Origin of the sequence: Nocardia sp. NPDC058705 (assembly GCF_042749305.1) — a bacterium.
Taxonomy (GTDB): Bacteria; Actinomycetota; Actinomycetes; order Mycobacteriales; family Mycobacteriaceae; genus Nocardia.
Map to the genome: position 1 here is coordinate 72,118 of NZ_JBHYRN010000027.1, position 12,670 is coordinate 84,787.

Genomic DNA, 12,670 nt, shown 5'->3' on the forward strand with positions numbered 1-12,670 from the left:
GTCCATCACCCAGCACCGCGAAGATCCCGGCCAGTCAGCGCCATATTCGACTACCCTCGCACCCGTGACCGAACGTGCTCGTCCCCATATCGGCCCCGACTACCTGGTCGCGGGCCGCTACCGCCTGCAGTCCAAGCTGGGTGGAGGTGGCATGGGTGCGGTCTGGCTCGCGACCGACAGGTTGCTGAACCGGGAAGTCGCGATCAAGCAGGTGCTGTCCACCGCGGGACTCAGCGCGGCCGAAGCCGAGCGGATCCGCAGCAACATCGTGCACGAGGGCCGGGTGGCCGCGAAGCTGTCGCACACCCACGCCGTGGCCGTGCACGACGTGGTGATCGAGGCGGGCGAACCGTGGCTCGTCATGGAGTACTTACCCTCGCGCAGCGTGGCCAAGGCGCTCGCGCTGGTCGACACGCTGCCCGCGGTCGAGGTCGCCCAGATCGGCGCGCAGGTGGCCGACGCGCTCGCCGCCGCGCATGCCGCGGGCATCGTGCACCGCGATATCAAGCCGGGCAACATCCTCGTCGCCGACCGCGGCAACAATGTGGGCTTGGCCAAACTCAGTGACTTCGGCATCTCGCGCGGTGCGGGCGACACGCACGGTGACGAACCCGACGGTGTGATCACCGGCACCCCCGCCTACCTCCCGCCCGAGGTCGCGCGCGGTGCGCAGCCCACCGAGGCCAGCGACGTGTTCTCCCTCGGCGCCACCCTCTACACCGCGCTGGAAGGCCAGCCGCCGTTCGGTTTCGACTCCGACGAACACGACGTCGTCGCCGCGGCCGCGATGGGCCGGATCATCCCGCCCACCCGCAGCGGCATCCTCACCCAGCCGCTGCTGCACATGCTCGAGCCCGCACCCCAGCGCCGCCCCACCATGGCCGAGGCCCGCGACGAAATCCTCACCGCCGCCTTCGGACCCGGCACCGGCGCCTACATCCTCGGCGTGCCGCTGCGCACCGAAGACGGCACCATCCCCGCCTGGTCCACCCGCAACTCCGCGAGCGGGCTGCGCAGCCCCAATTCCGCCCCGCTGCCGCGTCCGCACCGCGCTCCGATCGCCGCCACCGCCGCGCCCCAACAGCAGCGCACCGGCAGCTTCATCGACAACCTGCCCAACGGTGCTCCCCTCGCCATCGGCGCGGGCGTGCTGATCGGCTTGGTCATTCTGATCGCGATCATCATCGCCGTGATGTAGAGCCTCGACCCGCGTCCCCGAGCAGTCCAGGGTCGCCGATCAGGGCTATTCGATCCGTCGTCGGTGCGCCCAGCGGGTCAGTGCGTTCCGGTTCGACTGCTGGGTCTTGCGCAGCACATTCGAGGCGTGCGTCTCGACGGTCTTCACCGAGATGAACAGCGACTCGGCGATCTCCCGGTAGGTGTAACCGCGCGCGAGCAAGCGCAGCACCTCCAGCTCACGCGGGGTCAGCGAGTCCAATTCGGGATCGAGCGGCGGCTCGGGCACCGGTGAGCGCCCGGTGAACGAGTCGAGCACGAAACCGGCCAGCCGCGGGCTGAACACCGCGTCCCCACCGGCAACCCGCCGGATGCCGTCGGCCAACTCGGCACCGGAAATCGTCTTGGTGACGTACCCGCGCGCCCCCGCCCTGATCACCGCGATCACGTCCTCGGCCGCGTCGGACACGCTCAACGCCAAACACACCGGCCCCGTGGCGATCCCGCTCAGCACCGCCACCCCGCCGCCATCGGGCATGTGCACGTCCAGCAGCACCACATCCGGTTTCGCGACGTCGATCCCGGCGATGGCCTCGGCCACCGCCCCGGCCTCACCGACGACCTCCATATCGGTCTCGCGGCTCAGCTCCGCCCGCACCCCTGACCGAAAAACCGCGTGATCGTCGACCAGGAAAACCCGCACACTCACTACCAGACTCCTCATTCGAACCGTGTCGATCGACCTGCTGTCATCGGTACCACACCACAATGCCCGGACGAGTCGAGATCGGCCGCGGCCCGAGCTTGCCGTAGCGCCTGAATCAGGCAACGCCGGCTCGGGTTCGGTGCGATCACACGCTCAGTGATCGGCCGGATGGTCCCGTGCCGAGGCGTGCTCATCCAGTGGAGTCGTCGCGTCGACCTCGGACTGCCCGGTCCGGCCCGTGTCGGCCGTCCCGAAGTCGGCTGGATCGACGCTTCCCTCGCCGGTCACGGAAGCGTCCTCGACCGGGTCCGGTTCGGAGGATCCGGAGTCGGTGCGCGGCATCACGATTCGCACCTCGGTGCCACGCCCGACGGTCGAGTCGATCTCGGCCGTGCCGCCGCGGCGCTCGATTCTGGCGCGGATCGACTTGGCCACCCCGCGCCGGTCGGCGGGGACCGCGGACACGTCGAAACCGGCGCCGCGGTCGCGGACGAAGATGCTCACCTGGTGGGGTTCGGTTTCGGCGAACAGGTCGATCTCGGGGACGTCGGCGTGCTTGGCGGCGTTGACCAGTGCCTCGCGGGTGGCGCCGAGCAGGGCGGTGAAATGTTCCTTCGGCAGGCCCGCGCCGGTGTCGCCGGGGTCGAGCGCGACATCGCCGACCACGACCGGGGTGACCTTCACCCCGTGCTGGTCCTCCACCTCGCCCGCGATGGTGCGCAGCGCGGTGGCCAGGCTGGACTGGGCGGGCGCGGTGTCATCGAAGAGCCACTTGCGCAGTTCGCGCTCCTGACTGCGGGCCAGGCGGAGCACCTCTTGCGGATCCTCGGCCTGACGCTGGATCAGCGCGAGCGTCTGCAACACCGAATCGTGCAGGTGGGAGGCGATCTCCTCGCGTTCCTCGTTGCGAATGCGGGCGCCACGCTCGGCATTGAGCGCGCGGACCATGCGCAACCACAGCGGCACCGTGAGCAGACCCGCGCCGACCAGCGTGACCGCCACCGCGATCAGCGCCGACCCGAGCGAGGAGAGATCGATCCTGGCCAGCACCACCACGCCGAGCCCGACCACGATCAGCGTCGCCCCGGCCACGATGCGCGACCAGGTGACCACCGAGGGTCTCGCGGGCAGTCCGAACAGGGCACGTGGACCAGGTGCGGCGACGTCGTATTCGCGCCACACCAGCGCGGCACCGACCGCCACCACCACGATCGGCGCGATCACCTGCGCCGCGGTCCCCTGGAACAGCCAGCCCACCGTCACCGTGAGCCCGAGGCCGAGCAGGGCGAGGCCGATCGCCTGCCTGCGCTCGTCACCGGTCGGCTTCACCGCATCCGCGCCACCGGGGGTGAAGATCCACAGCAGCCCGTACGCCACCAACCCCGCACCGACCAGCGCGGACAGCAGCACGAACGCCAACCGCACCTTCACCACGTCGACACCGAGATGGTCGGCCAGACCACCCGCCACCCCACCGACCACCCGCCCACCGCTGCGGCGAACCAACCGCGGTGTCTCGGGCACGGGCGCACCCATCGGCTCGGGACCGGGGTTGGGCAGCATGGGCCGATAGCCGCGAGGCACGCCGTAGCCCTGCGGATACGGGGCGTAACCCGCCATGGGCCGGTACTGCTGCTGCGGAACGTATTGCGGCGCCCCATAGACCACCGGCCCACTCCCGCGGCCTACGAAACGATCACGCAGCCGATGCCCGCCGAACCGTGGATTCGCCGCTGCCCCTGGCCCCTCCGAAGACCCACCCGGTCGAAACCCGTTCGCCGCCCGCGGCGCACCAGCAGCACCCGTGCCGACCCCAGGCTGATAACCGGGCGCGGAACTCGAGCCGCGAGCGCCGTCGACACCATTACCGGCCGCAGTCCGATAGCCCGGACCCACGCTCGCCCCGTTCCCGCCCGCGCCGAACGTCGAGCCGACAGCATTGTTGCCGGCGACAGGCGGGTAGCCGGCCGCGTCGCTGATACTCGCCCCGTTGCCACCGGCGGACCGGTAGCCGGGCGCGGCGCCGTTGCGTGTGTTCGCGCTGTTGCCGCCCGCAAGCCCAGAGGGCGGGTAGTAGGGCGCGTTGTTCCCGGCGGCGGCGCCGGGCCCGGGTGGGGTGGCAGACCCCTGGGCGGCAGTGCGGGCGGGAACAGACGGATCCATGCTCTCGATAGTGGCACGTGCGGCGGGGTGCTGACATCAGGAAAGTCCCTGATCTCATCCCTGATGTCGGCCATTCGGCGCTGACCTGGGTAGGAAGCTGTCCGGTCCGGACAGAAATCAGTCCCTACCAGGGTGAATGTCGGATCCGGTGACAGGCAGGAGCGGGAATGCCGGACGCCGGACCGGCAACCCGGCCGCAGCGCCCTCAGCAGGCCTTTTAAGCCGACAGGCGGTCGCACCGAAAGCCCGGCCGCAGAAGCTTTTCCTACGTTGATGGCAGGCCGAAATTGCGGCCGCCGCTTCAGGGGAGGAACACGTGAACATCTTCACCACCGTGCTGGGTGCCGCCACTATCGGATTGAGCACACTGGGGATCACCCCGATCGCCTCGGCCACGCCGATGGCACCGCACGAGACGACCTATCGCGGGCCCACCGGCTTCGAACTCACCATCGGACACACCGAGGAGTCCTACCGGCTGGTGCCCCCGCTCAACGCGATGCCGACCAATCGCGAGGTGTTTCTCGACAACACCGTCTACGTCACCGCACCGGCAGGTGCGACCGGCGAGATCACTTCCGGCTACCTCGTCGCCTGCGCGGTGGACCTGACCCTGTCGGTCGGGCTCGACGGCGGCATCTCCGCGAGCGCCGGGGCGAGCATCGGGTTCGGCTCATCCGGTCCCGACGTGTCCGCCGATATCGGTCCGTCGATCTCGGCGGGCCTGGATCTGAGCCTGTCGCTCGCGCCGGGCGAGATCAAGAAGATCGATGTGGGGTCGATGAAGCTGGGTTCGGGCACCACCTATCTGGTGAACCGGGACTTCCACCTGATGGTGGGCAACTGCGGTGGACCGCTCAACGTCTACTCGTGGGCGACGGTCACCGCGAGCACCGGACAGGTGAGCGCGACCAACTCGGTCTTCGGCGACACCATGTTCCTGTGAGCCATCGGGGCCCGGCGACTCGCCGGGCCCCGTCGGTCCGAATACCATGGCCCTCGGTCATTTTCATCGAACGGGGGGTTCATTGACCAACAGCGATACGCAGAGCTCTTCGCCGCGTGTAGTTTTCGCGCAGCGGTTCGCCGATCTCTATGCGGCAGCGGGCAATCCGACTCTGCGTCGGGTCGCCTCGGCCAGCGAGCGACGCATGCGCGGCGCCCAGGCAGGCACACCGTCACCGCAGCGGATCAGCGATTGGAAGGCCGGGCGCAATGTGCCCGCACGCTTCGAATCGCTGCTGCCGGTGGTCCTCACGCTCGTCGAGATGACCGAGAAGGCCCAGCGTGCCCTGCCGCGCACCCTGGCCGACCCGCACGAGTGGCGGCGCCTGTGGCAGGAATCGGTCACCTGGACCGCCGACGCTGGCACCGGCGACACCTGCCCCTACCCCGGCCTGCGCGCCTACCTACCCGAGGAGCACACCTTGTTCTTCGGACGCGAACAGGCCACCGCCGAATTCGTCGAACTGGTGAGCGCCACCACCGACGTCGTGGTGTTGATCGGCGCGTCGGGGGCGGGCAAGTCCTCGCTGCTGGCGGCCGGTCTACGACCCGCGATCGACCTACCCGCCGCCACCATGACACCGGGTTCGACCCCGACCGCCGGACTCACGGCGGCGCTGACCGACGATCTACGGGTTCTGATCGTCGACCAGTTCGAGGAGCTGTTCACCCTGTGCCAGGACGAAGCCGAACGTTCGGCGTTCCTGGCGAGCCTCGCCGAGCTGCCCGATTCCCTGACGGTCGTCCTGGCACTGCGCGCCGACTTCTACGAACAGTGCCTGCACTATCCCGTCCTGCGGAACAGCCTGCAGCACAACAGCTATCTCCTCGGTGCGATGTCGATGGACGAGGTGGCACACGCGATCACCGGCCCCGCCGAAGCCGCCGGGCTCACCCTAGAACCCGGCTTGGAAGAGCTGGTCCTCACCGAATTACGTGGCATCGGTGGACATCTCAGTACCGACGGCTACGACCCCGGCGCGCTGCCCCTGCTCTCGCACGTGATGTCGGCGACCTGGCAGCAGCGCGAAGGCCGCAAACTCACCGTCGCCGGTTATCGCAAGACGGGCGGGGTCGCGGGGTCGGTCGCCGAAACCGCCGAACTCGCCTGGGGCGAGCTGACTTCGGAGCAGCAGACCGCAGCTCAGGAACTGCTCGGCTCGCTCGTCACCGTCGGACAGGACGGCCGCGACACCCGGCGAACCGTCGACCGTGCCGAATTACTCAGCCGCAGTGTCGATCCCGACGCATCGGCCGAAGCTCTCGAAGTACTCGCGGCCAGCAGACTGATCGCCCTCGACGCGGGCTCGGTGCAGTTCTCCCACGAGATCGTGCTCACCGCGTGGCCCCGGCTGCACGGCTGGATCGACACCGACCGGGTCGGGCATCTGGTGCGTCAGCGACTCGAGCACGATGCATCGGAATGGGAAGCGGCGAAGCATGATTCGGCGCTGCTGTATCGCGGTACCCGGCTCGACAACGCGAACGAGCACACCGTCGGCGCCCCGATCGGTCCGCGAGTGCGCGCCTTCCTTCAGGCCTCCCGACGGGCGGCACGCAACGGTGGACGTTGGCGGATGGTGGCCGTCGCGGTCGTGTTCGCACTGCTCGCCACCGGTGTGATCGCTGTCGACCGCACCAGGCTCGCCGATCAACGGACATCGGATCGCGACTACATCGAATTGGTGGCGGCAGCCGAGCGGACCAGGACCGAGGACCCTTCGCTCTCTGCGCAGCTCGCGCTGGCCGCGCACCGGATGCGGCCGAATGAGTCGACCCACGCCATGCTGTTGAACAGCCAGGCCCTGCCGCTGGCCGTCACCGTGCCTGCGCATGACAAGGGGATCACCACCCTGGTCGAACGTCGCGCCGACAGACTGGTCGCCGCCCTCGACTACGAGGGCGAATCGTCGTTCTGGAATATCAATACTCCCGAGCGACCGCAGCGCCTCGGCACCGGTCTCGATATCCGAGCAGACCAACTACTGTTCGTTCCGGGTAGTTCCGACACGATCACCGACGGCCCATCCGGGATCCAGCTCTGGGATCTCGCAAGACCGGAGGCCCCGCGCCTGCTGCATACCTTCGGCACCCTGGACAAGCAGTCGATCGCGGTCGACCCGCGCGGCACCGGATTGGCCGAGATCGACGCGGCGACATTGACTTTCTGGAACATCGGCAACCGGTCGCATCCTTTTCGAACGGCATCCATCCCGATGCCGAGCACCGGAACCGAACGACGCCACATCGTCGAATACAGCCCCGACGGCGCCCTGCTCGCCCTCGGCCGCACGGCGTTCGCCCCTGGCGTCGCGGACACGGTGGAGTTCTGGGACGTCCGTGATCCCGATGCCCCACGACCCATCGGGACACCGATCGTGACAGCGGCCGGCGACAACCTGCGCGATCTCGAGTTCAGTCCGGACAGCACCGCCGTCGCCGTTGGCACCTATGGCTCGAGCGGAGCCGACAGCGCCGAGTCGAGCCGGGTGGAGCTCTGGCAGGTCAGCGATCCGCGCCGACCACACCCCTCCGGCACACCGATTCGAATCGGCGGCGAGCTGCTGAACTCAGTCACATTCCACGAGAACGGGAACGTCCTCGCCCTCGGCTTCGAAGCAGGCGGGCAGCTGTGGAATATCGCGGACCCGACCCAGCCCGCGAAGGTCGGACCCGACCTCTCGGTGAGCCCGAACACGTGCTCACGCAACCCGATCGCGCCCTGCCAGGGCGGCCCACTCTCGCTGATCTTCCTCGCGGACGAACCGTTGCTGGCAGGCGCGGGCAACGACGGAACGTTGCGGATCTGGTCGATGCCACGGTCAGCGGTGGACGTGGTTTCGGGCACCCCCGAACAACCCGTGTTCGACCGGACAGGCGACCGGATGGCCATCCTGTACCGAACCGGGGCGGCGGTGGTGTGGGACACCGCCGACCCCCGGCGTCCGGTCCGGCTGACCACCATCCCCCGCGCACCCGGTCGATCGGCGCCGGCGCTGAGCCCCGACGGCCGCACGCTCTCGTTCCACGACCTTCTCGCAAAGCAGCGCGTCGTCTTCGCCCTCGACGATCCACGCCATCCACGGCCACTGACCGCATGGCCGATCGGCGACGCCACACAGTCGATGGTTCAGGGCGACCGAATGCTGCTCACCGGTAAAAGCTCGATACAGATGTGGGACGTCACCGACCGGACGGCGCCGAGAGCACTCGGCGCACCGATCACCGAACTTCCCGGCACGCTCGCAGGCAGGCAATTGAGCCTCGACGGCGCCCGACTCGCTGCTGTGTTCGAGGATTCGCGAAGCACCTGGAAACAGCGTTTCTTTCGGGTCATCTGGAACCTGGACGACCCGGCCCATCCGGTTCCGTCCGCCGAAACCGACGTCGATTTTCTGATCGCCTATCAACAGTCTCAGTTCCTGCCCGACAACCGAACGCTCGCCGTTATCGGGTTCTATGAGTTCCAGCTGTTGGCCGGCGACACTCGTGATCCGATCACCGACATCATTCGCACCGAGATAGCGCCGATCATCTCGTTATCCGTCGCGGCGGACGGCACCCAGTTGTCGGTATCCAGCGACGACGGCACGACCGCACTGTGGGATATCAGCGATCCGCGCGCACCGCGCCGTCGCAGCGGGCCGATCGGGCCCGCGGACCGACGCAACCGCAAGGTGCTCATGCACCCTGCGGGCAAGCAGCTCGTCTTCGTCACCGACAACGGGCAGCTCGGCGTCTGGGACCTGGACCCCGAACAGGTCGCCGAACGCATCTGCGCGGCTACCGGCAGCCTGCTGACCGAACCCGTGTGGCGCCGCCAAGTCCCGAATGTCGCCTACCGCCCGCCCTGCGCCTGATCGTGAACCCGGGGAATTCTCAGGGTTACCCCCGATGCGCGGAAGGGGCCGCGCGGCACACCATGGATGGCATGAGCAGAACGAGCTTCGCCGACCAGGTTCACCAGATGTGGCAGACGCGGCCCGTCCGGCTGCCTCGGCAGGGGCCGATCGCCGGAGTGGCGGCGGGTTTCGGGTTGCGGTATGGGGTGGATCCGGTGCTGGTGCGGGTGGCCTTCGTGGTGTCGACCATTTTCGGTGGGGCCGGGATCGTGCTGTATCTGCTGGCCTGGCTGGTGCTGGGGTCGGCGGGGAACGAGGTGTCGGCGGCGCAGGCGCTGACGGCGCACGATCGGGGGTCGCATTCGCAGACGAAGACGATCGTGTTGATCGTCGCGCTGGCTATCGCCGTGTCGGCCATGGGGCCGATCGGGATGGGGATGGGCGGGGGTGGGGTGGTCAGCCTCGGTCTGATGCTCGCGGGCTGGTGGATGCTGTATCTGCGGCATCCCGAGTTGCCCGCGGGGTTCGACGCCTACCGCTCGCCGCTCGGCGCCACCGGCTACCCGGGTGCGGGCTACCCGACCGGTGTTCCGGTGCGCGGCTACCCGTACAACCCGGAGGTGCCACCTACGGGGATGTATACGCCTTACACCAAACTTCCCGAGGTCTACGTCCCCGAAAATCCGGCGTCGAGGGTGGTCCTCGGCGAGGGGTTCCGCACGGCCACCGCTGAATCCAGCCCTGTGCTCCGCGTCGATGCCACGGACACTGTCGTCCTGCACAAGGACGCCGACGCAACCACTTCGGATGCGGTGGACACCGTTCGAATCACTGTGACACCGGCGGACTCCGGCGAAACCGGTCCGGCTGCGGATTCGGCGCCGACCAGCCTGCTCGACGTCGCCGACGGGGCGGACACACCGCAAGCCGCCACAGACCCGATCGAGCCGCCAGCGGATCCGATTGATTCGGCCGCGCCCGTCGATCTCGACAAGCGTGCGGACGCACTCACGCCGCCAGTCGCGGAGCAGACCGGCACCACCGCTGTGCTGCACAAGAATTCGCCCGGAACCCTCTCACCGGAACCCGCGCGCATCAACGCGCAGGTGCCCAACGGCTGGGATCCCCTCGCCGTCGCACCGCTGGCCTGGGAACTCCCGGAAGCCACGCAGCAGTTCGTGCCCGCGGTACCGCCTGCCCCGAAACGCCCACGCTCCCGGCTCACTCCGGTCACCATCGGCCTGGCGATCCTCGCCGCCGCCGTGGCCGGGGCCGCGGCCGCGTCGGGTGTGGAATGGATGACACCCGCGCGCATCGCCGCCTTCGCACTGGCCGTGGTCGGGCTCGGCTTGGTCGCAGGCGCGTTCCTGCGGCGCGGGTACGGGCTACTGGTACTCACTGCTCCGCTGGCCGGATTCGTGGTGCTGGCTTCGCTGATCGGGCCGATCGACTTCGACAGCGGCACCATGGGCGACCACACCTGGACACCGATCGCGACCACCGAATTGCAGCCCCGCTACGAGGTGAACATGGGCTCGGGCACGCTGGATCTGCGTGGGATGAACCTCACCGAATCCCGCAGCGTCGAGGTGTCGGTGAACATGGGAGAGGCCGTCGTGCTGCTCCCCGACAACATGACCGTGAAAACCAGTTGCGAGGTGAACATGGGTGAATCACGATGTGACGAAGGCCTTTCCGGGCCCAACACCCCTGACGCCCCGGTCTTGGACCTGCGCGTCGACGTGCAGATGGGCGAAGTGACGGTGACCCGTGGCTGACAAGACCAGCGTCGAGACCCGGCGCCGACCCGCCTTCACCCTGCTGACCACCGGCTTGATCGCGCTCGCCGTGAGCGTCTGGGCACTGCTCGGCGCACCCACCCCCGACGACGGCGGCATCCTGCCCGTCGGCTGGGGCGTGGTGATCGCGGCGATCGTGGTCGGCCTGATGCTCACGCTGGCACCGAGCCGCAAACACCACTGAAGGACAACCCAGAAATCAGCAATGGCCCGTCATCGTGACGGGCCATTGCTGTTGTCGGACCAACTCGAAAAGACAAGGCACATGGACGAATCCAAACCCGACCGGCAGCCGGAAACCCCCGTGGCGAAGGTCCTGCCACCGACCACGCACCGACCGCACACCGGCGGCTTCCTCCTTGGCAGGCTCCTGCTCACCCAGGCGGCGCGACCGGCCTAACTCACTCCCACTCGATGGTGCCCGGCGGCTTGCTCGTCACGTCGAGGACGACGCGGTTGACGTCGGCCACCTCGTTGGTGATGCGGGTGGAGATCCGTTCCAGCACGTCGTAGGGCAGGCGGGTCCAGTCCGCGGTCATCGCGTCCTCGCTCGACACCGGACGCAGCACGATCGGATGACCGTAGGTGCGGCCGTCGCCCTGGACACCGACCGAACGCACGTCGGCCAGCAGCACCACCGGGCACTGCCAGATCTGCTTGTCCAGACCGGCGGCGGTGAGCTCTTCGCGGGCGATGGCGTCGGCCTGACGGAGCAGCTCGAGCCGGTCGGCGGTCACCTCGCCGACGATGCGGATCGCGAGACCGGGGCCGGGGAAGGGCTGGCGCGCAACGATTTCCTCGGGCAGGCCGAGTTCCCGACCCACCGCGCGGACCTCGTCCTTGAACAGCAGACGCAGCGGCTCGACCAGGTCGAACTCGAGGTCGTCGGGCAGACCGCCGACATTGTGGTGGCTCTTGATGTTCGCGGTGCCGGTGCCGCCGCCGGATTCGACGACGTCCGGGTACAAGGTGCCCTGAACGAGGAACTCGACCTTCGGCGCCACACCGTCGCCCTGCTCGATGACGATGCCCGACACCGCGTCCTCGAAGGAGCGGATGAACTCGCGCCCGATGATCTTGCGCTTCTCCTCGGGATCGGAAACGCCCTTCAGCTCACCGAGGAACTTGTCCACCGCGTCGACGGTGACCAGCTTGGCCCCGGTCGCGGCGACGAAGTCCTGCTGGACCTGCTCGCGCTCACCGGCGCGCAGCAGACCGTGGTCGACGAACACACAGGTGAGCTTGTCGCCGATCGCACGCTGCACCAGCGCGGCCGCCACGGCGGAGTCGACACCACCGGACAGGCCACAGATGGCGTGCCCGTCACCGATCTGCGCGCGCACACTCTCGATCAGCGACTCGGCGATATTGGCCGGGGTCCACTGCGCGGGAATGCCGGCGATTTCGTGCAGGAAGCGGCTGAGGACCTGCTGGCCGTGCGGGGAGTGCAGCACCTCGGGGTGGTACTGGACGCCTGCCAGGCGACGCGCGCGATCCTCGAACGCGGCCACGGGAGCGCCCGCGCTGGTGCCGGTCACCTCGAAGCCCGCGGGGGCGTCGGTGACGGCGTCACCGTGGCTCATCCACACCGGCTGGATCGTCGGCAGGCCGCCGTGCAGCACACCGCCGTCGATGCTCAGCTCGGTGCGCCCGTATTCGCGGGTGCCCGTGTGCGAGACGGTGCCGCCGAGGGCCTGTGCCATGGCCTGGAAGCCGTAGCAGATACCGAACACAGGGATACCGAGGTCGAACAGGCGGGCGTCGAGTTGCGGTGCGCCCTCGGCGTACACGCTCGACGGACCACCGGACAGGATCACGGCGAGGGGCTGCTTGTCGGCGATCTCCTCCACGGTCATGGTGTGTGGGATCACCTCGGAGAACACGCTCGACTCACGCACCCGACGGGCGATCAGCTGGGCGTACTGCGCGCCGAAGTCGACAACGAGGACGGGTCTCTGAGTATCTGCCACCGGCACAGT

Annotated in this window: 9 protein-coding genes; 6 read left to right on the forward strand and 3 right to left on the reverse strand. The window is 68.5% G+C overall.

The window, feature by feature from the left end; all coding sequences use genetic code 11:
• Positions 1 to 64 precede the first annotated feature (64 nt).
• On the forward strand, positions 65 to 1,198 hold the full coding sequence (locus tag ACFW6D_RS25760) for a serine/threonine-protein kinase (RefSeq protein ID WP_379332185.1): 1,134 nt from the start codon (positions 65 to 67) through the stop codon (positions 1,196 to 1,198).
• 45 nt (positions 1,199 to 1,243) lie between these two features.
• Here the strand turns inward: ACFW6D_RS25760 and ACFW6D_RS25765 are convergent, their stop codons facing one another.
• Entirely contained in the window at positions 1,244 to 1,879 is a 636-nt protein-coding gene (locus ACFW6D_RS25765) for a response regulator (RefSeq protein ID WP_379332231.1), read from the reverse strand.
• Between the two features lie 156 nt (positions 1,880 to 2,035).
• Complete coding sequence (locus ACFW6D_RS25770) at positions 2,036 to 3,445, reverse strand: PspC domain-containing protein (protein ID WP_379332233.1); 1,410 nt, start codon at positions 3,443 to 3,445, stop codon at positions 2,036 to 2,038.
• Between the two features lie 916 nt (positions 3,446 to 4,361).
• Here ACFW6D_RS25770 and ACFW6D_RS25775 point away from each other — a divergent pair.
• The 5 genes from ACFW6D_RS25775 to ACFW6D_RS25795 all read left to right on the forward strand — a co-directional run bounded on the left by ACFW6D_RS25775 (position 4,362) and on the right by ACFW6D_RS25795 (position 11,091).
• A complete protein-coding gene (locus ACFW6D_RS25775; RefSeq protein ID WP_379238009.1) occupies positions 4,362 to 4,991 on the forward strand; it encodes an MspA family porin in 630 nt (209 codons plus the stop codon).
• A gap of 82 nt (positions 4,992 to 5,073) precedes the next feature.
• Positions 5,074 to 8,910, forward strand: a complete 3,837-nt coding sequence (locus tag ACFW6D_RS25780) for a hypothetical protein (RefSeq protein WP_379332187.1) — start codon at positions 5,074 to 5,076, stop codon at positions 8,908 to 8,910.
• Positions 8,911 to 8,981: 71 nt separating this feature from the next.
• Positions 8,982 to 10,670: a PspC domain-containing protein gene (locus tag ACFW6D_RS25785; protein ID WP_379332188.1), complete on the forward strand. Its 1,689-nt coding sequence runs from the start codon at positions 8,982 to 8,984 to the stop codon at positions 10,668 to 10,670.
• Positions 10,663 to 10,875 carry a hypothetical protein gene (locus ACFW6D_RS25790; protein ID WP_379332190.1) on the forward strand — a complete coding sequence of 71 codons (213 nt, stop codon included), beginning with the start codon at positions 10,663 to 10,665 and terminating at the stop codon, positions 10,873 to 10,875. The genes ACFW6D_RS25785 and ACFW6D_RS25790 overlap by 8 nt, the downstream gene beginning before the upstream one ends.
• Positions 10,876 to 10,956: 81 nt before the next feature.
• Positions 10,957 to 11,091: a hypothetical protein gene (locus ACFW6D_RS25795; protein WP_379238001.1), complete on the forward strand. Its 135-nt coding sequence runs from the start codon at positions 10,957 to 10,959 to the stop codon at positions 11,089 to 11,091.
• Position 11,092: 1 nt separating this feature from the next.
• Here ACFW6D_RS25795 and guaA read toward each other — a convergent pair whose 3' ends face one another.
• Positions 11,093 to 12,661, reverse strand: coding sequence for a glutamine-hydrolyzing GMP synthase (gene guaA, locus ACFW6D_RS25800; protein WP_379332191.1), 1,569 nt, complete (start codon positions 12,659 to 12,661; stop codon positions 11,093 to 11,095).
• Between the last annotated feature and the right edge of the window lie 9 nt (positions 12,662 to 12,670).